Annotated in this window: 28 protein-coding genes; 7 read left to right on the plus strand and 21 right to left on the minus strand. The window is 67.8% G+C overall.

Annotated elements, in window-relative coordinates:
• Positions 1–60: 60 nt before the first annotated feature.
• Positions 61–1041, plus strand: coding sequence for an NAD-dependent epimerase/dehydratase family protein (locus tag ACWGE0_RS29915; protein ID WP_452264230.1), 981 nt, complete (start codon positions 61–63; stop codon positions 1039–1041).
• Here the strand turns inward: ACWGE0_RS29915 and ACWGE0_RS29920 are convergent, their stop codons facing one another.
• On the minus strand, positions 1042–1995 hold the full coding sequence (locus tag ACWGE0_RS29920) for a trypsin-like serine peptidase (protein WP_452264231.1): 954 nt from the start codon (positions 1993–1995) through the stop codon (positions 1042–1044).
• 237 nt (positions 1996–2232) lie between these two features.
• Between ACWGE0_RS29920 and ACWGE0_RS29925 the strand changes: the two genes are divergently transcribed.
• Positions 2233–2856, plus strand: a complete 624-nt coding sequence (locus ACWGE0_RS29925) for an MBL fold metallo-hydrolase (protein ID WP_452264232.1) — start codon at positions 2233–2235, stop codon at positions 2854–2856.
• Here the strand turns inward: ACWGE0_RS29925 and ACWGE0_RS29930 are convergent.
• Entirely contained in the window at positions 2819–3469 is a 651-nt protein-coding gene (locus ACWGE0_RS29930) for a DUF2334 domain-containing protein (protein WP_452264233.1), read from the minus strand. The genes ACWGE0_RS29925 and ACWGE0_RS29930 overlap by 38 nt on opposite strands.
• A 50-nt stretch (positions 3470–3519) precedes the next feature.
• Positions 3520–4395, minus strand: a complete 876-nt coding sequence (locus ACWGE0_RS29935; RefSeq protein ID WP_452264234.1) for a phosphoribosylaminoimidazolesuccinocarboxamide synthase — start codon at positions 4393–4395, stop codon at positions 3520–3522.
• Between the two features lie 92 nt (positions 4396–4487).
• On the opposite strand from ACWGE0_RS29935, the gene ACWGE0_RS29940 reads away from it, so the two are divergent.
• Complete coding sequence (locus tag ACWGE0_RS29940; RefSeq protein ID WP_452264235.1) at positions 4488–4922, plus strand: hypothetical protein; 435 nt, start codon at positions 4488–4490, stop codon at positions 4920–4922.
• On the opposite strand, the gene ACWGE0_RS29945 is transcribed toward ACWGE0_RS29940, so the two are convergent.
• The 7 genes from ACWGE0_RS29945 to ACWGE0_RS29975 are packed head-to-tail and all read right to left on the minus strand — an operon-like array spanning position 4919 to position 10337.
• A complete protein-coding gene (locus tag ACWGE0_RS29945) occupies positions 4919–5707 on the minus strand; it encodes an MOSC domain-containing protein (protein WP_452264236.1) in 789 nt (262 codons plus the stop codon). The genes ACWGE0_RS29940 and ACWGE0_RS29945 overlap by 4 nt on opposite strands.
• Positions 5708–5709: 2 nt before the next feature.
• Positions 5710–7128, minus strand: coding sequence for an adenylosuccinate lyase (gene purB, locus ACWGE0_RS29950; RefSeq protein ID WP_452264237.1), 1419 nt, complete (start codon positions 7126–7128; stop codon positions 5710–5712).
• Positions 7129–7153: 25 nt separating this feature from the next.
• Complete coding sequence (locus ACWGE0_RS29955) at positions 7154–7921, minus strand: hypothetical protein (RefSeq protein ID WP_452264238.1); 768 nt, start codon at positions 7919–7921, stop codon at positions 7154–7156.
• Entirely contained in the window at positions 7918–8451 is a 534-nt protein-coding gene (locus ACWGE0_RS29960; protein WP_045316796.1) for a SigE family RNA polymerase sigma factor, read from the minus strand. Before ACWGE0_RS29960 ends, ACWGE0_RS29955 begins: the two co-directional genes overlap by 4 nt.
• 57 nt (positions 8452–8508) lie before the next feature.
• Positions 8509–9093: a TetR/AcrR family transcriptional regulator gene (locus ACWGE0_RS29965; RefSeq protein ID WP_452264239.1), complete on the minus strand. Its 585-nt coding sequence runs from the start codon at positions 9091–9093 to the stop codon at positions 8509–8511.
• A 27-nt stretch (positions 9094–9120) separates the two neighbouring features.
• The gene (locus ACWGE0_RS29970) at positions 9121–9798 is read right to left on the minus strand and encodes a hypothetical protein (RefSeq protein WP_452264240.1); all 678 of its coding nucleotides are present in this window, start codon (positions 9796–9798) and stop codon (positions 9121–9123) included.
• Positions 9799–9818: 20 nt separating this feature from the next.
• Positions 9819–10337 carry a SigE family RNA polymerase sigma factor gene (locus ACWGE0_RS29975; RefSeq protein ID WP_452264241.1) on the minus strand — a complete coding sequence of 173 codons (519 nt, stop codon included), beginning with the start codon at positions 10335–10337 and terminating at the stop codon, positions 9819–9821.
• Between the two features lie 183 nt (positions 10338–10520).
• Here ACWGE0_RS29975 and ACWGE0_RS29980 point away from each other — a divergent pair, with 183 nt between their 5' ends.
• Positions 10521–11462, plus strand: a complete 942-nt coding sequence (locus ACWGE0_RS29980; RefSeq protein WP_452264294.1) for a threonine aldolase family protein — start codon at positions 10521–10523, stop codon at positions 11460–11462.
• Position 11463: 1 nt separating this feature from the next.
• A complete protein-coding gene (locus tag ACWGE0_RS29985; RefSeq protein ID WP_452264242.1) occupies positions 11464–12066 on the plus strand; it encodes an HAD-IA family hydrolase in 603 nt (200 codons plus the stop codon).
• On the opposite strand, the gene ACWGE0_RS29990 is transcribed toward ACWGE0_RS29985, so the two are convergent.
• The 9 genes from ACWGE0_RS29990 to ACWGE0_RS30030 form a co-directional block, all read right to left on the minus strand.
• Positions 12010–12735, minus strand: coding sequence for a potassium channel family protein (locus tag ACWGE0_RS29990; protein ID WP_452264243.1), 726 nt, complete (start codon positions 12733–12735; stop codon positions 12010–12012). The two genes, ACWGE0_RS29985 and ACWGE0_RS29990, sit on opposite strands and share 57 nt — an antisense overlap.
• Before the next feature lie 38 nt (positions 12736–12773).
• A complete protein-coding gene (locus ACWGE0_RS29995) occupies positions 12774–12923 on the minus strand; it encodes a hypothetical protein (RefSeq protein WP_166049133.1) in 150 nt (49 codons plus the stop codon).
• Positions 12924–12979: 56 nt separating this feature from the next.
• Positions 12980–14110, minus strand: a complete 1131-nt coding sequence (locus tag ACWGE0_RS30000) for a pyridoxal phosphate-dependent aminotransferase (protein WP_452264244.1) — start codon at positions 14108–14110, stop codon at positions 12980–12982.
• Positions 14111–14142: 32 nt separating this feature from the next.
• A complete protein-coding gene (locus tag ACWGE0_RS30005) occupies positions 14143–15321 on the minus strand; it encodes a transglycosylase SLT domain-containing protein (RefSeq protein ID WP_452264245.1) in 1179 nt (392 codons plus the stop codon).
• A 1-nt stretch (position 15322) separates the two neighbouring features.
• Entirely contained in the window at positions 15323–15628 is a 306-nt protein-coding gene (locus tag ACWGE0_RS30010) for a hypothetical protein (RefSeq protein WP_452264246.1), read from the minus strand.
• A 124-nt stretch (positions 15629–15752) separates the two neighbouring features.
• Positions 15753–16490 carry an ESX secretion-associated protein EspG gene (locus ACWGE0_RS30015; protein ID WP_452264247.1) on the minus strand — a complete coding sequence of 246 codons (738 nt, stop codon included), beginning with the start codon at positions 16488–16490 and terminating at the stop codon, positions 15753–15755.
• A 22-nt stretch (positions 16491–16512) separates the two neighbouring features.
• Positions 16513–17790, minus strand: coding sequence for a hypothetical protein (locus ACWGE0_RS30020; protein WP_452264248.1), 1278 nt, complete (start codon positions 17788–17790; stop codon positions 16513–16515).
• Between the two features lie 9 nt (positions 17791–17799).
• A complete protein-coding gene (locus tag ACWGE0_RS30025) occupies positions 17800–18387 on the minus strand; it encodes a DUF3558 domain-containing protein (protein WP_452264295.1) in 588 nt (195 codons plus the stop codon).
• A 2-nt stretch (positions 18388–18389) separates the two neighbouring features.
• Positions 18390–18851 carry a hypothetical protein gene (locus ACWGE0_RS30030; RefSeq protein WP_452264249.1) on the minus strand — a complete coding sequence of 154 codons (462 nt, stop codon included), beginning with the start codon at positions 18849–18851 and terminating at the stop codon, positions 18390–18392.
• 343 nt (positions 18852–19194) lie between these two features.
• Between ACWGE0_RS30030 and ACWGE0_RS30035 the strand changes: the two genes are divergently transcribed.
• Positions 19195–20376 (plus strand): hypothetical protein, encoded by a 1182-nt coding sequence (locus tag ACWGE0_RS30035; protein WP_452264250.1) that lies wholly within the window; start codon positions 19195–19197, stop codon positions 20374–20376.
• Positions 20377–20425: 49 nt separating this feature from the next.
• Positions 20426–21274: an AraC family transcriptional regulator gene (locus tag ACWGE0_RS30040; protein ID WP_452264251.1), complete on the plus strand. Its 849-nt coding sequence runs from the start codon at positions 20426–20428 to the stop codon at positions 21272–21274.
• Here the strand turns inward: ACWGE0_RS30040 and ACWGE0_RS30045 are convergent.
• Both ACWGE0_RS30045 and purD read right to left on the minus strand, forming a co-directional pair.
• On the minus strand, positions 21264–22172 hold the full coding sequence (locus ACWGE0_RS30045) for an ADP-ribosylglycohydrolase family protein (RefSeq protein ID WP_452264252.1): 909 nt from the start codon (positions 22170–22172) through the stop codon (positions 21264–21266). The genes ACWGE0_RS30040 and ACWGE0_RS30045 overlap by 11 nt on opposite strands.
• Entirely contained in the window at positions 22169–23425 is a 1257-nt protein-coding gene (gene purD / locus ACWGE0_RS30050; protein ID WP_452264253.1) for a phosphoribosylamine--glycine ligase, read from the minus strand. The genes ACWGE0_RS30045 and purD overlap by 4 nt, the downstream gene beginning before the upstream one ends.
• Positions 23426–23440 lie beyond the last annotated feature (15 nt).

Consider the following 23440-nt stretch of genomic DNA (forward strand, 5'->3'; position numbering starts at 1 on the left):
CTATTTCGCCGAAAGCGAGACCGGTGGCAGTCCGGCGCGATCGGACGGATGCTGGAGATCATGAAGATCCTGGTGCTCGGCGGAACCGTGTTCCTCAGCAAGGCCATCACGGCGGAGGCCGTCCGGCGAGGCCACGACGTGGTGTGCGGCGCTCGCGGTGCCTCCGGCGGGGTGCCCGAGGGCGCGCGCCTGATCTCGATCGACAGGAACAAGCCCGGCGCGTTCGACCAGTTGGCCGGTGAGCAGTTCGACGCTGTGATCGACGTGTCGAAGTACTCGGTGAACTGGGTGCGGGATGCGTTGGAGGCGTTTGGGCAGACGACGCCGCACTGGACGTTCGTGTCCAGCATCTCGGTCTACGCGGACCACGCGACGGGGAGCGACGAGCTTCTGCCGCCGTTGGAGGACGATCCGGCGGAGGAGTTCACGTCGGAGCGGTACGGCAGTGTGAAGGTGGCCAGCGAGAACGCTGTGCGGGAGGCGGTTCGGGGGCGCGAGTTCATCGTCAGAGCCGGGCTGATCACCGGGCCGGACGACCCGAGTGACAGGTTCGGGTACTGGCCCGCGCGGATGGCTCAGGGTGGGCGTGTGGTCGTGCCGGACAGTCCTGACCTGGGGTTCCAGCACATCGATGCGCGAGATTTGGCGCAGTGGATCGTGTTCGCCGCTGAGGAGCGGGTCACGGGCACGTACGACTCGACCGGGCCGGTCATGCCGTTCCAGATGGCCATGGGGGAGATCGCGGGGGTCACGGCGCCGGCCGGCACGCAGCTCGTGTCCGTGCCCGAGAAGGTCCTCAAAGAGCTGGAGATCAATCCGTGGGCCGGGCCGCGGTCGTTGCCGCTGTGGTTGCCGCAGGAGTGGGCCAAGATGGTCGGCCGCGACGTCAGCAACGCGCTGGCGAACGGGTTGCGGGTCAGGCCGCTGGCCGAGACCGCGCTCGACTCGCTGGAGTACGAGCGCGGCCTCGGGCTGGACCGGCCCCGCAAGGCCGGGCTCACCGCGGCTGAAGAGCAGGAAATCCTTGCCGCGGTGGGCTAGTCAGAGCAGTGAGCCGATCTGCGCGGCGACGAGGTCGATGCGCACGCCCTGGTTCGGGCAGCCGCCGAAGTGGTGGAGCCCGATCACCTTGTGCGTGCGCCTCGACAGGACCGGTGAGCCGGACGAGCCGCCTTCGGTGTCGCACATGTAGCTGATGTCGGACTGCGACGAGCTGCCGTTCACCCGCACCGCGCGCACGATGCAGTAGCCGCCGCCGTTGTTGTTGTCGCGCAACGACAACTTCTTGAGCTTCCCGGCCGGGTGGCCGATGACGTACATCTCTTCGCCAACGGCCGGGACGCGCGCGTCCAGTTCGAGGAAGCCGAACGAGCTGATGGCCGCGAAGTTGTTGACGGTGAAGAGGGTGTAGTCCAGAGCGGCGTCGGTCTTGAGGACCTGCGCCGCCAGCACCTTGGTCGTGGGAGCGGACGCGGTGCCGCCGCAGGTCGGGCACTGGTAGTTGAACCACACCTCGATGCCCGCGGTGCTGGTGAAGCAGTGGTTGTTGGTCAGCAGGCGGTTGTTGGGGCCGACCCGCCACGCGGTGCACAGCGAGCTGCCGTTGCGCAGCAGCTTCGCGACGGACGCGGTCTTCCCGAACTCGGTCGGGTTGCTGGACTGGTAGCAGACCGCGTCCTTGTAGTCGTTCGTGCCGCAGATGCTCTGCACGGACGGCCGCGAGTCCATCTCGGCCTCGGTGTAGCCGCGCGTGATCTTGTCGATCCGCACCCGGCTGAGCGGGTTGCCCACCGAGACGACGGCGCGCGAGCCCGTGATCGACATGGCCCAGAAGCCGGTCGAGTCGGGCGTGGCCGTCAGCGAGCTCTTCAGGTCCCGGTTGTAGGTGTACTTCTCGGTGCCGTCAGGGTTCGACACCGTGAGCACGTCGCCGGGCAGGATCCGGAGGTCGGTGAAGTGGATCTTCACGTACCCGGAACCAGGTCGGTCGATCACGGAGGAAAGGGACTTTCCACCAACACGGACTGAGAGCGATTCCTCAGTTCCGATTTCCTGCGACTGCGGCGACGCAGCCTGTGCAGGTGTAGAGGTGGTGGTAGCAGGGACGAAGGACGTCATCGGCAGGGCGAGCGCCAGTGCCGTGAGGAGTTGCAGGGTTTTCCTCATGCCATTTGATACTTCCGACGTCACCTGGCCGTGTCAGCCCGCCAAACGTCGGTAATGGAGGATTCCGTGCAACTTGTCCATTTCGGTCATGCCTGCGTGCTGCTGGAGTCGGGATCGACGCGAATCCTGATCGACCCCGGCACGTTCTCCGCAGGGTTCGAGGACCTGAAAGACCTGGACGCGGTACTCATCACGCACCAGCACTACGACCACCTGGACGTCGAGAAGCTGCCCGCGCTGCTCGCCGCCAACCCGCAGGCGCAGCTCATCGTGGACGAGGGATCGGCGCCGAGCGTCGAAAATCCGACCATCGCACGACCGGGTGACGTGCTGAAGGTCGGCGACACGACGGTCACGGTCGTCGGCGGCAAGCACGCGATGATCCACCAGGACATCCCGATCGTGCCGAACACCGGCTACGTGGTCGGTGACGGCGCGTTCTACCACCCCGGCGACTCGTTGTTCGTGCCGGACGAGGACGTGGACGTGCTCGGACTGCCCACCGGAGCACCGTGGCTGAGGCTCGGCGAGGCGGTCGACTTCATGCGCGCGATCAAGCCCCGCGTGGCCGTGCCCATCCACGAGAAGCTGCTGTCGATGCCGGAGAACGCCTACCGGATGTTCGACATGCTCAAGCCGGATGGCACCGAGGTCAGGCCGCTGACGCCTGGCGAGGAGACGGCAGTCTGACGTAGGTGGTCGGCGCGGCGTCGTGGGCGAGTGCGATGTCCACGGCGTCGAGCACGGCCTGCCGGGCGCCGGGCCGGTGCAGGTCGCGGGCGTCCACGGTGATCCGGGTCAGGCCACCGCGGCGCGCGGACCGTGCGGTCGCGTAGACCAGCGCCAGCGACCGCAGCTCACCGAAGCTGCTGCGCTCCGTCAGCGCGTGCAGGCGGCCCAGCGTCGCGAGCCCGGTGCCCACCTCGCGGACGGCGTGCGCGTCGGCGCAGCGGGTGAACCGGTGCTTGGCCAGCGCCACCAACGTGCCGGGCGACGCGACACAACGCCGAGGTGCGAACGTGTCGGCGGTGAGGCCGATGGCTTCCATCTGGACGCGAGCACCCGTGAGCAGCAGCCCGGCCTCGTAGGCGGGCAACCGCCGTTGGCCGAGGCCGTGCAACACGACCGCATCGCCGAGCGCGGCACGCTGCCGCACCCATTCCTGTGCCTTGCCGAGCTCGCGAGGGATCACGAGCAGCGACAACGGCACCTTCCGCGGCTCGAGAGCCGCGGCGAGATCAGCGCATCGGTCGAGTGTCTGCGGACCGATGCCGGACAGGGAGACCACGAGCTGTGAGTGCACGCATTGAGTGCGCCATGCCGTGGTGACATCCGCGTGAAACCGGAGCTAACTCACGCGAGCCAGTCAGCGAAAGACCGGCCAGTGAGCCGCTCGTACGCCTCCACGTACCTCTTCCGGGTGGCTTCGACGACCTCCGCGGGCAGCGGGGGCGGCGGGACGTCGCTCTTGCGGTCCCAGCCGGACTCCGGCGACGTCAGCCAGTCCCGCACGTACTGCTTGTCGAACGACGGCTGCACGCGACCCGGCTCGTAGCCCTCGGCCGGCCAGTACCGCGACGAGTCCGGCGTGAACACCTCGTCCGCCAGGATCAGCTCACCGGCAGCGTCCAGGCCGAACTCGAACTTCGTGTCCGCCAGGATCAGACCGCGGCTCAACGCGTACGCGCGCGCCTCGCTGTACAGCTCGATCGTGCGGTCACGCAGCTTCGACGCCAGCTCTTCACCGTGCTTCGCGGCGATGACGTCGAACGACACGTTCTCGTCGTGCGCGCCGATCTCGGCCTTCGACGCGGGCGTGAAGATCGGCGGGACGAGCTCGGAGGCCTCGACCAGCCCGGCCGGCAGCTCGATCCCGCAGACCGCGCCGGTCGCCGTGTAGTCGGCCATGCCGGAGCCGGTCAGGTACCCGCGCGCCACGCACTCGACGTCGACCATCTTCAGCTTGCGCACCAGCAGCGCCCGGCCGCGGACCTCGGCGGGAATCCGCGGGTCGTCGAACGCGACCAGGTGGTTCGGGGCGAGCCGCTCGAACCAGAACACGCTCATCGCGGTGAGCACGCGGCCCTTGTCCGGGATCTCGGTGCTCAGGACGTGGTCGAAGGCGGAGATCCGGTCGGACGCGACGAACAGCAGCAGCTCGTCGTCGACGTCGTAGAGTTCGCGAACCTTGCCGCGGGCGACGTGCTGGTAGTCAGCGAGCGTTGGCACGGCCGCCAGCCTACGTGCCCGCTTGTTCCGGAAAACCGACGCACACCCCTCACCTCTACAGATCAAGCTCGAAGACGCTTAAGGTGCACCCCGTGCTCACCCGTAAGGCGTTGTGGATCCCGGCGTTGGCCAGTGCGGGACTGCTCATCGTGCTGGGCGTGGCCGGCTGGAGCTTCGACTCCACCCCCATCTCGACCTCGTCGTCAGGCTCGCAGGACACGAGCACGGCCCAGCCGGTCAGCATCGTGCCGACCCCGGACGTCGCCGAGATCACGGTCAAGACCTCAGGCTCCGCAACGACCACCACCACGACGACGACCACGCAGCCGAAGCCGCCGCCCGTGCAGGCTCCGCCGCCCGCTCAGCAGCCCACCACGACCACCGCGCCGCCTCAGCGAGGCCTGCTGGTCAACGAGGGTGCGCGGTGCGATCCCGAAGGCGCACAAGGCATCGGCCTGCTCAACGAGCCGTTGGTCTGCCGCAAGGACGCCCAGCGCGGTGACCGGCTGCGCTGGCAGAAGGCTTAGGAACGCCACTCCAGCACGTCGATCTTGTCCCCGATCGCGACGGTGCCGGTGGTGATGACGGCCGCCTTCATCCCGAAGATCACGCCGCCGTCCGGGTCACGCCGGTAGGTGGCGAGCGTCCACGTCGGCTCCGGGCCGTCGCGCAGCCCGGTCTCCTGATCCACCATCGGCACGGCGCATCGCACGCAGTCCTTGGCGTAGGCCAGTTCCACGTCGCCGATCGCCGCGCGCCGCACCCGGTCCTCCGTGTGCGGCTCCGGCCATCCGGACACGACGATGTTGGGGCGGAAGCGGTTCATCGGCACGGGCTCGCCGCCGTGCTCCAGGATCCGCTCGTTCAGCCCGTCCAACGAGGACAGCGAGATCATCAGCAACGCGTGCGCGTCCGCGTACCCGACCAGACCGGCCGTCTCGCCGCCCGACTCCCGGCGCAGGTCCGGGGGCGTGCGCAGGAGCCGCACGGACATCCCGAGCGCGTCCGAGAAGTACGCCGCGGCGGCGTCGCCCTGGTCGATTCCGGAGCCGTGCCACTTGTGCACGACCACCGGAACCCGAGGCCCGTCAACGACAACCGGGAACGACTCCCCGCCGATCACCAGCGAGGAGTCCACAAGAGACGGGCGCAGCGCTGCCATCGCCGGCACCTTGCGCTGCGACAGGAACACGCCGTCGTCGTCGGCCAGCACCATCATCCGGTCGTCCCGCAGACCCGTGAGGTCGACGGCCGACGCCGCGACGGAGAACCCGCCGCAGCCCTTGATCGGATGGACGTGCAGGCCGGACACGATCACAGAATCGGCTCCGGCTCGTAGACCGGGTACTTGTCGACCACCGCCGCGACCTGCTCGACCACGGACGCGACCTGCGCCGACGCCACGCCGGTGAACGACAGGCGGTCGGCCAGCAACGCGTCCAGCGCCGCGCGATCCAGCGGCAGGCGCTCGTCCGCGGCCAGGCGGTCCAGCAGGTCGTTCTGCGCGAGGCCCTGCTCGCGCATCGCCAGCGCCACGGCCACCGCGTTCTCCTTGATGGCCTCGTGCGCGGTCTCGCGGCCGACACCCGCGCGCACGGCCGCCATCAGCACCTTCGTGGTGCCGAGGAACGGCAGGTAGCGGTCCAGCTCACGAGCGACCACGGCCGGGTAGGCACCGAACTCGTCCAGCACCGTCAGGAACGTCTCCAGCAGCCCGTCGAACGCGAAGAACGCGTCCGGCAGCGCGACCCGGCGGACCACCGAGCACGACACGTCGCCCTCGTTCCACTGGTCGCCCGCGAGCTCGCCGACCATGGACAGGTAGCCGCGCAGGATCACCGCGAAGCCGTTCACGCGCTCGCAGGACCGCGTGTTCATCTTGTGCGGCATCGCACTGGACCCGACCTGGCCGGGCTTGAAGCCCTCGGTCACCAGCTCGTGGCCCGCCATCAGGCGAATGGTTTTCGCGACCGACGACGGCGCCGCCGCGAGCTGCACGAGCGTCGACACCACGTCGAAGTCGAGCGAGCGCGGGTAGACCTGGCCGACCGAGGTCAGCACGCGCTCGAAGCCGAGGTGACCGGCGACCGTGCGCTCCAGCTCGGTCAGCTTCTCCGGCGTGCCGAGCAGGTCGAGCATGTCCTGAGCGGTGCCGACCGGGCCCTTGATGCCGCGCAACGGGTACCGCGCGATCAGCTCGTCCAGCCGCGAGAACGCGACCAGCAGCTCGTCCGCGCCCGTCGCGAACCGCTTGCCCAGCGTCGTGGCCTGCGCGGCCACGTTGTGCGAGCGACCGGCCATCACCAGGTCGGAGTGCTCTGCCGCGAGCCGCGCCAGGCGTCCGAGCACCGCCGCGACCTTGGACCTGATCAGCTCCAGCGAGCGCAGGACCTGCAGCTGCTCGACGTTCTCGGTCAGGTCGCGCGAGGTCATGCCCTTGTGGACCTGCTCGTGGCCCGCGAGCGCGTTGAACTCCTCGATGCGTGCCTTCACGTCGTGCCGCGTCACCCGCTCACGCGCCGCGATCGACTCCAGGTCGACCTGCTCCAGCACGCGCTCGTAGTCGGCGATCGCGGTCGCCGGCACCTCGATGCCGGCGGCGGCCTGGGCGCGCAGCACCGCGAGCCACAGCTGGCGCTCCAGCACGATCTTGTGCTCGGCCGACCAGAGCGTCGCGAGCGACGTGGAGGCGTAGCGACCTGCGAGGACGTTGGCGATGCGCGGCTTGCTCACACCGCCAGATTAGTGCACACGGGACTCACTCCCAGTCGATGCTCGGGTCCGTGACCAGCGTTGTGAGGACCCCCACTTGCACCGGAACGGTCGCCCGCAGGCCCCGGCTGGTCGCGGGGTTGTAGTTGTGGCTGGAGATCGTCACGTGCAGCCCGCCCTGGAACCGGCGCACCACTTCCGCCCGCGCGACCTGCGAGCCTCCTTCGAGGAACTCGGCCTCGGTGACGACCGATCCGTCCTTCTGCTGCACGTCCTGGCAGGTGACCGCGCCGGAGCAGAAGCTGTTCAGCGAGAACGGGGCCTTGCCGGCTTCCACCCGCAGCGCCGTCGGACCGATCTCGTCGGTCAGGTACAGCAGGCCGGTGAACTCCGGATCGGACGGCCGCTTCGGCTGAGTCGTCGACGTCGACGACGACGAGTACGGGGGGTAGACGAACCGGCCGGGGTTGAAGCTCCCGTAGACCTCCTTCAGCTGCGGCGCGCTCAGCGCGAGCCTCTCCGCCAGCTTGTCGCCGATGCGCTCGGCCTTCTTCTCCATCGACTCGCTCGGGGGCACGGCCGTGGTCGTCGGGTTGTCGGAGGCGAGCTGGCCGTCCTGGCCGCGCGGCAGCAGACCGGGCAGCGTGAGCGACGCCACGACGATCATCGCCGTAGCCACGCCCACAGTGACCAGCGCTCGTCGGCGACTTTTTTTCTGCTCGACCCGCCTCATCAGCGTGTCCGGGTCGAAGTCGAGCGGCGGCTCGTCCCAGACGGCCAGCAGCATTCCCTCGCGGATCTCCTGCTCACTCACGACGCGACCCTCCCCGAACTGCTGTCGAGCTTCTCCACGATGGCGCGCAACGTCGCGAGGCCGCGCGCCGTCTGGCTCTTGACCGTTCCCTCGGTGCAACCCATGGCCACGGCCACCTCGGCGACCGACAGGTCTTCGAAATAACGCAGCACCAGCACCGCCCGTTGCCTCGGCGGCACCTGCAACAACGCGGTGTGCACCAGCTCGCGTGCCCAGAGCTTCGCGCTGGTCGTGTCGGGATCGGAGGTGGCGTCCGCGGCGTCCGGCAGCTCCCCGTCGCGCTGCTCGGCTCTGCGCCACGGCCTGCGCTTCTCGTCCAGCCAGGTGCGCAGCAGCACCTTGCGGGCGTAAGCGATCAGGTTGTCCAGGTCCTTGATGCGCTTCCAGGCCATGTACATCTTCATCAGGCTCGACTGCATCAGGTCTTCTGCCGTGTGCCAGTCGCCACAGAACAGATAGGCAGTGCGTCGCAAAGACGCGGCATTGGCTGCCGCGAACTCGCGAAAGCCCTGCTCATCGGCCTTGCGCATGCGATCCCCTCTCGCGTCCTCAACCAGGGGAACGCATCAGGGGAACGCGAGGTTGCATCATCGGTGACGCGAAAGGGCCGAACGGAGCATCCTGGCCGCGACGCCGCGCGGATCCGGCTTGAGTTCGATGAACGCGTTCACCATCGAACCGTCCACCAGCGCGATCAACTCCTCGACCCGGTCCTGCGCGATGTCACGGCCGGAGCGGGCGAAGATGTCGGCGATCAGCGCGTGCAGCTCCGTGGACAGCACCAGCATCAACGGCCGCAGGTACGGGCGGCGGCCGGTCGCGACGAGGCGTTCGTAGCGCAGCAGCATCGCCTCGGTGTCGGTGACGTCCTGGCCGACGAGCAGGTCGAGGACCAGGTCCACGAGCACGTCGTCGTCGGTCAGCCGGTCCGAGATCGTCGCCAGGCGTTCGCGGCAGCTCGCCAGTTCGGCGTGGGCGTGGAACTCCACGGCGGCGGTGATCAGCTCGTCCAGCGAGTCGAAGTAGTACGTGGTCGAGGCGAGCGGCAGGCCTGCGCGTTCGGCGACCGCGCGGTGCCTGATCGCGTCGAATCCGCCCTCCACGAGCAGTTCGGCCGCGGCCTCGACGAGCGCCTGCCGCCTGCGCTCACCCTTGGGGGTTGCTGCCGTCATAGTCGCGCCAGAGTACTTGGCTGACGATCAGAACCTCGGGGCCAGTGCGTCGGTGAACCGCTTGGCCTGGCCTTTCAGCTCGCCATCTCCCTGCGTGAAGACGTAGAGGTCCTGGCCTTTCGCGGTTTTCGCCTTCTCCGTCTGCGCGCCGGCCGGCGGCTCGAAGAACTCCGGCGTGACGACCGCGGTGAGCGTCAGGCCGTCGATCTTGAACGTGGCCGCGCGCGAGTTCGGCGAACAGGTCACCGCCGGCGGTTCCGCGTGGTCCGGTGAGACCGAAAGCTCGACGGCGAGGGCGTCGGCGAGCTCTCGGTCCACACCTGCGCAGCCCTGCACTGCGCGTGCACTGGCAGAGCCAGTGCTTCCCGGCGCCGGTACGTCCCCCTGCGTGGACATGCCGTCGCTCGGAAAGTTCTTCGGTGGCGGCTGGGCCTGTTCCAGCGCGGTCATCGGCGATTGTGCCGCGTTGTCCTGCTGCTGCCCATAACCAGCCGTGCTCTTCTCGTTCTGACTGATCCAGTTGTTACCCGCCACGACACCGCCGAAACCGAGCACCACGACCAAGGTGGTGCCCGCGGCGATCGAGTTGCGCCTGCGCATCGTGGCACGGCGCGAAGCCGTACGGACGTCACCTGCGTCGAAGGACGCCGGTGGCGCGTCGTGCGCGGCGTCGCGGAACAGGTCCGCGAGCTTCTGCTCGTCCATCTACGTCCTCCTCTCGCTGGTCATGACGCCGGTCGCAGATCGTCGATCGCGTCGCCCAGAGCTTCCCGCAACGCGGTCAGCCCGCGGGCGGTCTGACTCTTCACAGTTCCTTCCGAGCACTTCAGCACCTCGGCCGTCGCCGTCACGTCGAGGCCCTCGAGGAACCTCAGCACGAGCACCGCCCGTTGCCGCGGCGGAACTCTGCGCAGGCCCTTCATCAACGCCTCACGCGTCGCGACCGTCTCGGCTATCTCAGCGTCCGTCGTCGGTGGTTCCGGCATCTCGTCGGTGAACTTCTCGCGGCGCCACGGACGGCGTGATTCATCGATCACCGCGCGCACGACGGTGCGACGGACGTAGGCGTCGAGAGCCTGCTTGTCCCGGATCTTCCGCCACCTCCTGTGCACCGCTACGAACGCTGTCTGCGCGAAGTCGTCAGCGCGGTGCCAGTCGCCGCACAGCAGGTATGCCGTTCGGCGCACGGCCTCACGGCGAGCCACGAAATACTCCGCGAACTCCTGCTCGTCGCGCTGATCCACGCGGACTGCTCTCCGCTCGTTCTACGAGTTGCACTTACCGGACGGAATCTGAGGCAACAACGGTTGCACGAACCACCGGCGAGAGCTACATCACCCCCTCGGTCGTTCACCGGATGTGATGTGATCGGCGTCGTGACCCTCATCGACCTGCGCTCGGACACCGTCACCCAGCCGGACGAGGAGATGCGTCGCGCGATGGCCTCCGCCGAGGTCGGCGACGACGTGCTGGACCACGACCCGACGATGGCCGCGCTGGAAGAACGGATCGCCGCGCTGCTCGGCGTCGAAGCCGCGCTGTGGGTGCCGTCCGGATCGATGGGCAACCTGATCGCGTTGTTCCTGCACCTCGACCGCGGGGACCGGTTCCTGGCTCCGCTCGGCGCGCACGTGCTGGACGCCGAACTGGGGACCGCGGCCTGGCTGGCCGGTGGGATGCCGCACGCGCTGCCTGTCATGTCTCCGGAGGCCGTGGTGGCCGCCGGCGGTGGTGAGTCTCCCTATTACGGGCTTCGCACCACGTTGTTGTGTGTGGAGAACACGCACAACGCTTCCGGCGGCACTGTGACCACGGTTGATGAGCACGCATCGTTGGTGTCGGCGGCACGGTCCATTGGGCTGGCTGTGCACCTCGACGGCGCACGGCTGTGGAACGCGTCGGTGGCACTTGGGGTGTCGCCCGCTGATCTGGCCGTTGGGGTGGACACCGTGCAGGTGTGCCTGTCCAAGGGGCTCGGAGCTCCGGTCGGGTCCGTGGTGGCCGGGTCCGCGGCCTTCGTGGTCGAGGCTCGGCGCGTGCGGAAGATGCTCGGCGGTGGGGTCCGGCAGGGTGGTGTGCTGGCCGCCGCCGGTCTGGTCGCGCTGGACCGGATCTCCCGGCTCGCCGACGACCACGCGCACGCTTCGGCTCTGGCGGCCGGGTTGCGCGAGCTGGGGTGGGACGTGCCGGAGCCGGCCACGAACATCGTGCTGGCCTCCGTTCCCGACCTGGACAAGACGCTGTTGTCGTTGCGGGAGGTCGGGGTTTTCGCCAGTCCGATGTCCGGCAAGGTCCGGTTCGTGACGCACGGCGACGTGGGCTCGTCCGACATCGCCGAGGTGCTGCGCCGGCTACGAGAGGACGCCTGAGATGCGCTGGATCGTGTTCGACTTCGGCGAGGTCATCAGCCAGCGGAATCCGGCGCTGCCCGCGATCGCCGCGCGGCTCGGGGTGCCTCTGGAGGCCTTCGAGGCCGCGTACTGGGACCGTGACGCCTACGACCGCGGTGGGCAGGACGCCGACTACTGGTCGCTGATCGGGTCCTCTTTGGACCTGTCGTTCGACGATGCCACCGTGCGCGAGCTGACCGCGCTGGACAACGCCGGGTGGCTGGACGACCCGGTGGCGGACACCGTGACGTTGATCGACGACCTGGACTCGCTGGGCGTGCCGCTGGCGTTGCTGTCGAACGCGCCGGTGACGTTCGCGCGGCTGGCCGAGAAGGTGCCGTGGGCCAAGCACTTCCGGCACCTGATCTTCTCCGGTGATCTCGGGTGCGCGAAGCCGGACGTGGCGATCTGGGAGCACCTGTGCACCGTGCTGGGTGCTGCTCCGGCCGACCTGATCTTCTTCGACGACCGGCAGTCGAACATCGACGGCGCGCTGGCGTTCGGGATCGACGCGCGGCTGTGGACGTCAGCTGCCGCTGCGCGTGTTGAGCTCCGCGCGGAGTTCGGCGATCTCGGCGCGTAGGTTCCGGATCTCCTGCGCGATCTCGAGCTCGGCTTCCTCGACGCCGCGCAGCTTCTCCACCAACCAGCTGGCGATCGTTCCGGTGATGACACCGAGCAACGCGATGCCGCCGACCATGAGCAGCCCCGCCACCAGCCTTCCCTCGGCCGTGATGGGGTAGCGGTCGCCGTAGCCGACCGTCGACATGGTGGTGAGCGTCCACCACAGCGCGTCGCCGAACGTCGTGATGCTCGCGTTTTCCGCGTGCCTTTCGGCGTCCAGCACGGCGAGGCTCGCGCAAAAAACGACGATTACCGTCACACCGGCAACGTAAATGCTCACCCGTTGCCGGATTTTGTGCTGGAACTTCTTGTTCAACAGCGTGATGACGGTGATCAGCCGGAGGACCCTGAGCTGCCGGACCATCGGCAGCACGACCGCCGCAAGATCGAACAGGTGCGTCTTCAAGAATTGGATCTTGTTCTGGGCGAGGCTGAACCGGGTCGCGTAATCAGCCGCGAACACGGCCCAGACCAGCCACAACACGATCTCGAGCGCGAAATGCATGCTCCCGTGATCATCGAAAACCTGCCACGCGTAGGCGGCGAGGAAAAGCAGGGCGAGCGCCGTCAGCGGCCACTCGACCTTTCGTTCCCACCGCTCGAGGCGGGCCTCGTTGGACTGCAACACCGCTTCATGGTGAGCGGTGTGTCCCGTTTAGACCAGGGTCACCGCTTGGATTTGATCGCACCGTAAGCAGCCGTGCCTGCGAGGAGTAGTCCTCCAATCACAGCGAGCCAGAAAAGGCCTTTCACCACGGCTCCGACGACGGCCAGCACGATCCAGATCGCCACCAGCCACCCGATGATCGCCCACATGGGTTCCCTCCCCTTCTCCGCTCTGTGAACGTCCGGCGGGCCCGCTTTGTTGCGATCTAGATCCAGGTCTTGAGACGGCGGAGCGCCTCCTCGATGTCCTCAGTGGCGCCCGCGAACGACATCCGCACGAAGTGGTGCCCGTCGACCGGGTCGAAGTCGATGCCCGGCACGATCGCGAGCCCGGTGTCGTCGAGGAGCTTCTTGCAGAAGCCCATCGAGTCGTCCGTCAGGTGCCGGACGTCCGCGTAGACGTAGAACGCGCCGTCCGCCGGTGCCAGCTTGTCGATCCCGAGGTTCGTCAGGCCTTCGAGCAGGAGGTCGCGGTTGGTCCTGTACCGCTGGAGGTGCTGTGCGGTCTCCGCGTAGGCGTCGGGGTGGAACGCCTCGACGGCGGCATATTGGGCCAGAGCGGGCGGGCACAGCGTGAAGTTGCCGGTCAGGCAGTCCACGGCCCTGCGCAGGCGTTCCGGCAGCAGCATCCAGCCGAGCCGCCAGCCCGTCATCGCGAACGCCTTCGAGAACGAGTTGACGACGATCGACTCCTTCGACGTCTCCCAGGCGCAGCGCAGCGGTTCGCCGTAGCTGATGCCGTGGTAGATCTCGTCGCTGACCAGCTGCACGCCGTTGTCCTCGCACCACCGTGCGATCGGTCCGACGTCCACCATGGTCCCGGTGGGATTGGCCGGGCTGGCGACGATCACGCCCTTGAGGTCCTCGTCGAGCATCTCGACCGTGGGCTGGAACCGCGTCTCCGGCCCGCACGGCAGTTCGACGACCTCACATCCGAGCGCCTTCAGGATGTTGCGGTAGGCGGGATATCCGGGGCGCGCCAGGGCAACTCGGTCGCCGGCGTCGAAGGCCGCGAGGAACGCCAGCGTGAACGCGCCAGACGACCCGGTCGTGACGACCACGTCGTCGGCCGTCACGTCCAGGTCGTACTGGCGCCGGTAGTGCCCGGCGATGGCCGTGCGCAGCTCGGGAATCCCGAGCTGCTCGGTGTAGCCCAGCGCGTGGTCGTCGAGCGCCCTCGCCGCCGCCTCCCGCACCGGCCGCGGCGCCGGACTGGAAGGCTGCCCCGCGGCCAGCGAGATCACGTCGCCGTGCGTCCGCTGCCGTTGTGCGGCAGCGGAAAGCACGTCCATGACGTGGAAGGGCGGGACGTCGGCGCGGGCGGCCACGGTCAGCATGCCGCCAGGCTAACTCCCCGCTGCTGATCCGGTCAGTAACCCTGGTACCCGCCGCCCTGGGACATCGCCTTGAGGCCGGGGTGGCCTTCGAAGCCGCCGTAGCGCGAGAACGTGTACTTGACGCCGGCGATGATGTTGTCGACCGGGTTCCAGATGTCGTCGTGGCCGGGCAGCTTGTGGGCGTTGAACGTCGAGTCGATGCACTGCATCAGACCCTTGGACGGGTGCCCTGCCTGGTAGTTGGAGTCCCAGAGGTTGATGGCGTGCGGGTTGCCGCTGGACTCCTTCTCGATGATCTTCCAGATCTCGTCGATGTTCGCGTCGGTGACCGGGATGCCGTTGGCCTGCAGGATCTTGATGGCCTCGCGGATCCACTCCTCGACGTTGCCGGGAGGTGGGCTGCCGGACGGCGGGCCGCCGCTGGGGCCCATGCCGCCGCCACCGCCGCCGCCCTCACCACCGCCACCGCCGCCACCGCCACCGGATGCGCCGCCGCCACCTCCGCCGCCACCGCCGCCGTGGTTCGAGGGCGTGGGCGTAGGCGTCGACTGCGGCGGTGCGTCCGCTGTGGACTGTTTGGTGGAGTCGTCCGGCGGCGCGCTCGGCGCCCACTCGATCGGCTTGCCGGGTTGCGGGACGAAGGCCTGCGTGGCCGGGTCCTGCAGGCCGGAGAACTTCGGTGACAGCGCGCCGGGGCGGCCCTTGAGAGTGCCTGCGGCGGCGTTCACGGCGTTTTCCGCTTGGGAGACAACAGGTTTCGCGTCGCTCGTGGCCTCGGCGCAGTAGCTGCGGATGACGCTGTCGACGTCTTCCTGCGGCTGGTTGTGGAGCTGCTGGCGCGTCTGCCGGGCGCGGCTCAGCAGGTCCTCGCAGATGCGGCTCATCGAGGACTTGGCGGTCTCCAACGCGTTCGCGGCCGCCTCCAGGTCGGCCGCGGCACCGTTGAGCGCGTCCGCCATCGACGTGCCGCACTTGGTGAGGTTGCCCATGTAGGCGACGAAGCCGTCCGCCGACTTGCCCTCCCAGCCGCCGTCGAGCTGGCTGACCGACCGCAGCAGGACGTTCGTCTGGTCACCGCACTTGCCGGCCGCCTGCTTCCAACGGTTCGCGATGTCGCGCACGGCCTGCGGTTGCGCGGTCTCGATCTTGTCAGCGAGTGCGGCCAGCTCCGCTCCGCCGGGCAGCGCCGCGACCTCGTCCATCGCGCTCACGTCACACCGCCTTCATGGAGTTCTTGTTGACTTCCTCGACGTCCTGCACGCCGGTCTGAATCGCGTCGAGCGCGCTTTCGACCTTGCGCAACACCTTCTCCGCCGCCTCGAACTCCTGCGTGCCCGCCTGATCCATTGCGGTCACCGCGCCCGAAACAGCGCCGGAAGCGCCGAGTTTTCCGAAAATGTCCGGATTGCCGTACTGATTGGAAAAGCCGTCACCGATCGCGCCGAATTGCCCGGCCTGACTGCTCACGGTCGTGCGGCACTGTTCCATGGCTTCGCTGTTGAACTTCGCCACAGCCATGCGCGCCTACCCCCTCATGTCTCCTCGAAGACCTTAGAACGAACTGCGCCAGGCAGGGCGCCGATTCGCTCGTTCGTGCCCGCCCCTCAGCTTCGACGGGCGGGCACGGTCAGGGGTTCCGCGATCACACTTCTTGCAGGAGCTCCCAGATGGAACCCGCGAGGCGATGGTTGTCGACCGGCGTGATGGTGCACCACTGGCGCCCGTCACTGCTCGGCTTGAGCTGGCGAAGATAACGCCCGTTGTGCGTGTCGTGAAAAGAAACAACCCGACGGGCACGCCGCCCGTTGCGCTGCACACCGAACTGCCCGCGCGTGGACGTGCCGTCGAGCATTCCGGCGAGCTCCTGCGCGTCACCGAGCCGCATTCCCTGCCGCTCCAGCGCGGTGATCAACCGCTGAGCGTCCTGCCCGACGTTCTTGGAGGCGGCCACGAGTTCGTCGTAAGGCAGGCTGATCGACCGTCCGAACCCGGCGGGCATCTCCCCGGCGACCGACACCGCGGCCTCGGCGAGAGCGGTCCCACGAGCCTCGATCAACCACATCTCGTCGCGATCCTGCACCGCCAGGATCGCCTCGTCGCCGATGGCCGCGGCGAGCCCGCTGATCTGCCGATCCGCCCAGATCCACAGGTCGACGGACGTGGTCGAGTTGGCCAGCAACGCGAACCCGTCCGCGAGCTCGGGCACCACCCGGCCGTTGTCGGCCAAACCCCGAGACTCCAACGACTCCCAGGCCCGCTTCACCACCTCGGCCTTCTCGGTGTGGGTGATGGACGGAATCCGCGTGTCCAGAGCAACGTGCGCGGCCGGGAGGCGTTGCGCCTCCCAGACCACGGCGAACTCCACTGTGGACAAAACCACAGAACCTGGTGAGCTCAAGGGATTACTGATCCTTAGGGTCTTCGCCGATGACGGACTGCACCACCATGCGGTCATCGCCGAACATCTCGTCGGAGTCGACGCCGTACTTGCGCACGTGCTCGCCGTCCTCCTCGCCATCGCCCTTGGCCGCACTGGCCGCGGGCGACATGAGCGACCCGCCACCCTTACCGCCAACGCCACCCTTGCCGGCAGCAGCGCCGGCCCGGTTCGCCTCAGGCCCGACACCAGCCGCGCCACCAGGCGTGACCGCGCCCTTGCCAGCAGCACCGGTAGCGCCAGGCCCGGCCGCGCCGCCCGCGCCACCACCCTTGCCGCCACCCGCACCGATGGTGCTGGGCGCACCCTTCGGCCCGGCGGGCGCGATGGGCGTCTTCGGCGCCTGGCTGGGTCCACGTCCGCCGCCCACGACCTGGGCTCCCCTTGCGGCGCCGGTAGCGCCGGCCAGGCCGGATGCGGCCGCGGTGGCGGCGGTGATGCCGATCGACGGGCCGATGAACGGCTTCGGGAAGCCGGAGCCTGCCGCGAGGGGGGTTGGCGTGCCGGTGCCCGGGATCACGCCGGTGGCGTTACCGGGGATGCCGGGGGTGGGGCCGACCGGGACACCTGGCGAGCCGGGGCTGCCCGGGGTGCCGGTGAAGCCGGGGCCGCCGTGGATGCCTGGGGTGCCTGCGGTGGGGGTGCCGACCGGGGGTCCAACGGGCGTGGCGACAGCACCGCTGGTGACCACCATGTCCGGCGCCTTGTCGGGAGCGCGGAAACCGTCCAACGAGCCTTGGCTGTTCGACACATAACCGTTGAGGGTGTCGATGGCCTGCTGACGCGCTTTGTTGGTCTGCTCGACCTCAGCGGCGTGGTCGGTCTCGATGCCGAAGAAGCCGCCGACCTTGTCCTTGAAGTTCTGCTCGGTGTCGCCGCGGAGGTCCTGCTCGGGAGGCGTGCTGTGGCGGGCGGTGCTGGTGCTCTCGCCCTGCTGCGCAATGGCCTGCGAGTTCTGGTCCGACGTCTGGCTGCTGTTCTCGGCGTTCTTGGCCACGACCGTTGTCGTCTCGCGGCCCTTCTCACCGGCCGCGCCACCCCAGTCGATCTCGAGTGGCTTGAGCTGGGCCTGGATCGTCCTGTCCACGCTGTCCAGGGTGTTGGCAAGATCCCGCAGCGCCGCGGAGGCTTCGCCGAACTTCGAAGCGACCGTGGTGCTCGAGAGCTTCTGGACCTGTTCCGCGAGCTTCTCGTTGGACCAGCCCTCGAAGTTCCAGTCAGTGAGCTGCCGATAACCCGACATGACTCCCCCTCACTTCAATGTCTTGAGCGTCGCGAGTGCGAAATCGGCGGCTTTCTCAGCGTTGCCGCACAACACGGACTGTGCCGGTTTCTTGGCAGAGGTCGGGATGTAGCTGACCATCAATTGCTGACCGTCTGCCACATCGATCGCAACCGAGCAGTCGAAGCCAGACACGCCCTTCAGTTGGATCTCGACCGCGCTGAAGTCGGCAACCTTGACCACCTTGGTGTCGAAGTTGCCCCCTTGTAGCCAGTAGGACACACCGTTGTGCGTCACAGCACCAACTGTGTAGGTGAAACTGTCTTCACTGCGGTAATGACAACTGGGCGATTTCGCTCCGTCCACCAGAGGAAGTTCCACCGACCTGGTGGCGACTGTCTGGAGCTGCGCCATCTGATCTGAGGTCAACAACTTGCAGGCATCCACTGAATCCAACTTGAGACTCGACGGACGCGCAGGAAGATTACTCCCGGATTCATTACCAGAAGCAGAGCTCGACGGAGGGGCCGGTGTCGGCGTCCCCTTTTCACCACCAGTCGAACAGGCCGCTACCGTCGCCGCAACGAAGACTGTGGCGGCTAGTTTGGAAATACGCATCTTCACGCTTTCGGCCTGAACGTCGTCTTGATGTCTTCTTCGGTGAGACCGTACTGCTCGGCAGACGCCTTCAGCTGATCGGAAAGACTCTTCAGAGCGTCCTTGTAGAGCCCGATCCGCTTGACGTAAGAGTCCTCACGCTCGCCAACAAGACGGTCATTCCACGCCTCGACAACGTCTGCTGTGACGTCGTCGCCGCTGAAGTTGATCCGCAACATTGGCACAATGTCTTCGTATGCCTGGTCAAGCAACAGCCACTGGTCATGAATGATCTTGCCGGCCTTCAGGACGGTGTCCTTCTCGACGTGGAACTTCTGGGTTCCCCCGCCGGCCATGCTCTCCGACACTCGGTCCATGACCGAGTTCGCGGCCCTGAGCGCGGTGACCGCACCGGCCATCGCGCCACCAGCCAGTCCCGCAGCGGCACCGAGAACGGCATCCGCCCCCGCGTTCTCCTGTGTCACGACGTCCTACCCCCGTACGGTCGGTAACGGTTCGGTCCCGCTTCGCAGGTTACCAACGCCTGCGTAAGACGTACCTGTGGTTGGACGAAGACCACCCCTGGTTGGTTCCACGTCACTCTCAGTTCCGTTTCCGATGGCGGTGCGTCGCGATTCCGGTAACTTCCCCGGCCGGGGGAGGAAGGCTCACGACTACCTGGGGGAACACGTGCACGGTCCACAACAGCCTTACCCACCGCAACAGCCGTTTCAGCAGCCCTATCCGTTTCAGCAGTATCCACAGCAACCCTTCCAACAGCCGCCACGCAAGAGGCGCGTTGGAATGATCGTCGGTGCTGTTGTCGGGGTGCTTGTGCTCTTGGGTGGTGGCATCACGGCGGCGGTGCTGGTCACTAATGACCAGAAGCCTGCGGCGAAACAAGAGGCCGGTCCACCGGACGACGACGTCCTCGAGGAGACGACCTCGGCCGAGGTGGTGAAGTACGGGGACCTGACCGTCATCGACGCCTGCACGCTGATGCCGGCGGCGGTGCTGGAGGAGACCGGCTTCGGTGATGTGGCGCACGACCTGCACAGCCAGACGTACGTGGAGAAGTCCGTGCCGGTGGCTGAGGCCACCGTGAAGGACGCGAACGACGGGATCTCGGTCTGCCGCTACGACGCGTCGAAGCAGGATCGGACCGAGATGCTCGTGCTCACCGTGGAGCAGCGGCCGTTCAACGACCTCCTACCTCCCCAGGTGATCGGCGATGACGTCGAGATGACCGTCGGTGGGCTCAGGGCGTTCGCGAAGAAGCCCGACGACAGGAACCCGGACGACTTCGTCACGCGCATCTACAGCGCGGACGGCCGGACCTCTGTGCACCTCAACGCCGCCCGCCTTGGGGACAACAAGGAACTCGACTTCAAGGCTGCGCACGCCAAGTTGCTGGAGAAGATCGCGGGCAACCTCGCGAAGGCGACCGGCGCGCAGACCAGGTACGCGTACACGGGGCGTTTCCAGAACGTGCCGTCGGCGTGCTCGATCCTCACCGACGAGCTCTTCGAACAGTTGGCACAGGCCAAGGACTCGGGTGTGGTGCAGGCCGAGATCAACGAGGCCGAGGGGCGCCAGGAGTCGACGCCCAAGGACACGAACGTGACGCAGTACTTCTACTTCACCACTCAGATGTGCCAGCGCAGCTCACCGGAGCAGCTCGAGCGCAACCGCGGCGTCAGCCTGAAGATGCAGCTGAGCGTCCATCGGGACGCCGGCATGGCCAGGACCTACGAACCTGACTGCGATCCGGACTCGCCGTCGCGGAAGCTGCTCGGCGAGTCGAGGAACGCGACGGAGAAGGTCGGTGACGGCGACGCCTGCGCGTTCCCCATCGGCAACTCGCTCGTCTTCTCGTCGGTGGCCGGACGCACGCAGATCAGGCTCACCCCGTACGGATCGTGGGCGCCCGAGAACGTCGACGAGTTCATCGCCAAGTTCACGCCGATCGCGCAGAAGGTGGCAGACGAGGTTCGCAAGGCGATCGGATAGGGCACGAGAAGTCGGGTGAGACGGCCGCGCAGCCCATAGCGTTGGGGACGTGTTGGAGCGACTCAACGAGGCCATGGCCCGGATCGAGCAAGACCTCGAGAGCGAGGTCGACGTCAGGTTGCTGGCGCGGATCGCGGGCACCAGTGAGTACCACCTGCGCCGGTTGTTCAGCGCGCTCGCGGGGCTTCCGCTGAGCGAGTACGTCCGGCGCAGAAGGCTCACGAAGGCCGCCAGCGAGGTCCTCAGTGGACAGGAATCCCTTCTCGACATTGCGACGAAGTGGGGTTACGGGTCCAACGAGGCCTTCGCGCGGGCTTTCAAGGCCATGCACGGCGTTGGGCCGCAGGAGGCTCGCAACGACAAGAAGGCGTTGCAGTCGCAGCAGATTCTCACGTTCAAGCTGATTGTCGAGGGGAGTACGAGCATGGAGTACCGGATCGTGGAGAGGGACGCGTTCCAGGTCGTGGGCCGGGGGACGCGGGTGCCGTTGGTGCACCTGGGGATGAACCCCGCGATCGTCGAGTTCATCAAGGGCATCGGCATGCCGAACCTGGAACGGATGAAAGCCCTCAGTGACGGGGAGCCGGAAGGGCTCGTCGCGCTCACCCACAACCAGGAGGGCGTCGAGGAAGGAGATCACCTCGACTACTTCCACGGCGTGGTCACGGACAAGGAGGCCCCGGAGGACTTCGAGACGATGACGGTGCCCAAGAACACCTGGGCCGTGTTCACCACCGAAGGGCCGTATCCCGAGACGATTCAGTACATGTGGCGGGACGTCTACACGCAGTGGTTCCCGTCGAACAGCTACCAGAGCGTTGAGGGACCGTCGATGTTGCGCACGCAGATCGAGGGCGACACGGCCAAGGCCGAGTTGTGGATTCCGGTCACCAGCTGAGGGCCAGGCGTTCGATCTCGTCTCGCAGTTCCAGGACCGACAACCACGACGCGGGGATCACGGTGACGCCGTCACGGGCGCCCAGGATGTTGCCGCAGATCGAACCGGTCGAGTCCGAGTCGCCTGAGTGATTCACGGCCAGGCGCAGTGCGGCGGGGAAGTCCGCGCCGACCAGGGCGGCGTGCAGGCCGATGGCCAGGGCCTCTTCGCCCACCCAGCCGCCGCCCAGTTCGGATTCGATCTCTTCCGGGGTCAGTGGACCCACGCCGATCGCCTTGTCCAGCAACGAGGTCTGTTCCTCGTGGCCGTCCCAGCGGACCAGTTCGGCGCGTGCGATGGCGACCGCGCCGGGCAGATCGGAACCACCGAGCAACATCTGCACGATCACTGCCAGCACGCCCGCGGACAGGTAGCCGCTGGGGTGGTGGTGGGTCAGGCGCGCCGTCTCCGCCGCCAAGCCGAACACCTCGCGCACGTCGCGGGACCACACGGCGACGGGGGCGGCGCGCATCACGCCGCCGCAGCCTTTCGAGTTGTTCTTCTCGTTGTGCTGCAACGCGGTGATGCACGTGTGGCCCGGCGCCCGCCGTGAGTGCAGGCGCTGGTCCGCCATCAGCCGGCCGTCAGAAGCCACGACAGGGCCGCCTTGCGTGTGCAGCCAACGCAGATAGGCGGCGTGCACAGCGGCAACCGGGTCGGCCCCGCGTTCACGGGCCAGCAACAGGCCTTCCAGCGTGAACAGCGTCATCTGGGTGTCGTCGGTGATCTCCAGCTGAGGGAGGTCGACGACACCGTCCGGGCCGTAGAGCCGGCGGATCACGTCGATCGACGAGAACTCGATCGGCGCGCCCAGCGCGTCACCGACGGCACCGCCCAACAGCGACCCGAGCAGGCTCACGGGACGGTGATGGTGCCGTCGACGGCCTTCGACGCGATGTCCGAACGGTGGTGCGAGCCGGTGAGGTGGATGTCCGCGATCCGCTTGTAGGCGCGCTCGCGGGCCTTGGACAGCGACTTGCCGGTGCCCACGACCGACAGCACGCGGCCACCGGCGGACACCACGGCACCGTCTTCACGGCGGCGCGTGCCGGCGTGCAGCACGCCATCGGCCTCGGAGCCGGTGATCACGTCACCAGTGCGCGGACGGCCGGGGTAGCCCTCGGCGGCCACGACGACGGTCACCGCGTAGCCGTTCTCCCACTCCAGCGCGGGCAGATCCGCGAGAGTCCCAGTGGACGCAGCCAGGAACAACGCGGAGATCGGCGACTTCAGCAGCGCGAGCACCGACTGGGTCTCCGGGTCGCCGAAGCGGCAGTTGAACTCGATCACCTGCACACCGGACGACGTCAGCGCCAGGCCCGCGTACAGCAGCCCGACGAACGGCGTCTCACGGGCGCGCAGCTCGTCGACGACGGGCTGGACGCACCGCGACACGATCTCCGACACCAGGCCCTCTGGCGCCCACGGCAGCGGCGCGTAAGCACCCATGCCACCGGTGTTGGGGCCGTGGTCCCCGTCACCCACGCGCTTGAAGTCCTGCGCCGGGATCAGCGGAACGACGGAAACACCGTCGGTGACGCAGAACAGCGACACCTCGGGACCGTCCAGGAAGGACTCCAGCAGCACGGGGTGCCCGCCGTCGAGCAACGTCATCGCGTGCGCACGGGCCAGCGCCAGGTCGGACGTCACCACGACGCCCTTGCCGGCGGCCAGGCCGTCGTCCTTCACGACCCACGTCGGGCCGAAGCGCCCCAGGGCGGCGTCCAGCCGGGCCGGGTTGTCCACGACCTCGCTGTGCGCGGTCGGCACCCCCGCCGCGTTCATGACGTCCTTGGCGAACGCCTTGGACCCCTCGATCTTCGCCGCCGCACGGGACGGCCCGAAGCAGGGGATGCCGAGCGCACGAACAGCGTCGGCGGCCCCGGCGACCAGTGGTTGCTCGGGGCCGATCACGACCAGGTCGGCCTTCCACTCCTTCGCGAGAGCGGCGACCGCCGAAGCATCTGCGACGTCCACGCCGTAGATCTCGGAGTGTCCCGCGATGCCGGCGTTGCCAGGCGCGCACGCCAAAGCAGTCAGCTGCGGATCGCGCGACAACGCGAGGACAAGGGCATGCTCACGGGCTCCAGACCCGATGACCAGGACGCGCACGATGCCCGAGCCTAG

The sequence above is a fragment of the Lentzea sp. NPDC054927 genome (genome assembly GCF_053610285.1).

Excerpts from the sequence above, each read along its gene's own strand:
- ACWGE0_RS29980 (WP_452264294.1), top strand. The coding sequence starts at position 10,521 with ATGCGTCGCGCGATGGCCTCCGCCGAGGTCGGCGACGACGTGCTGGAC.
- ACWGE0_RS30000 (WP_452264244.1), bottom strand. The coding sequence starts at position 14,110 with ATGCTGACCGTGGCCGCCCGCGCCGACGTCCCGCCCTTCCACGTCATG.
- ACWGE0_RS29985 (WP_452264242.1), top strand. The coding sequence starts at position 11,464 with ATGCGCTGGATCGTGTTCGACTTCGGCGAGGTCATCAGCCAGCGGAAT.
- ACWGE0_RS30010 (WP_452264246.1), bottom strand. The coding sequence starts at position 15,628 with ATGGCTGTGGCGAAGTTCAACAGCGAAGCCATGGAACAGTGCCGCACG.
- ACWGE0_RS30020 (WP_452264248.1), bottom strand. The coding sequence starts at position 17,790 with ATGTCGGGTTATCGGCAGCTCACTGACTGGAACTTCGAGGGCTGGTCC.
- ACWGE0_RS29970 (WP_452264240.1), bottom strand. The coding sequence starts at position 9,798 with ATGGACGAGCAGAAGCTCGCGGACCTGTTCCGCGACGCCGCGCACGAC.
- ACWGE0_RS30025 (WP_452264295.1), bottom strand. The coding sequence starts at position 18,387 with ATGCGTATTTCCAAACTAGCCGCCACAGTCTTCGTTGCGGCGACGGTA.
- ACWGE0_RS29915 (WP_452264230.1), top strand. The coding sequence starts at position 61 with ATGAAGATCCTGGTGCTCGGCGGAACCGTGTTCCTCAGCAAGGCCATC.
- ACWGE0_RS29995 (WP_166049133.1), bottom strand. The coding sequence starts at position 12,923 with ATGTGGGCGATCATCGGGTGGCTGGTGGCGATCTGGATCGTGCTGGCC.
- ACWGE0_RS29965 (WP_452264239.1), bottom strand. The coding sequence starts at position 9,093 with ATGACGGCAGCAACCCCCAAGGGTGAGCGCAGGCGGCAGGCGCTCGTC.
- ACWGE0_RS29960 (WP_045316796.1), bottom strand. The coding sequence starts at position 8,451 with ATGCGCAAGGCCGATGAGCAGGGCTTTCGCGAGTTCGCGGCAGCCAAT.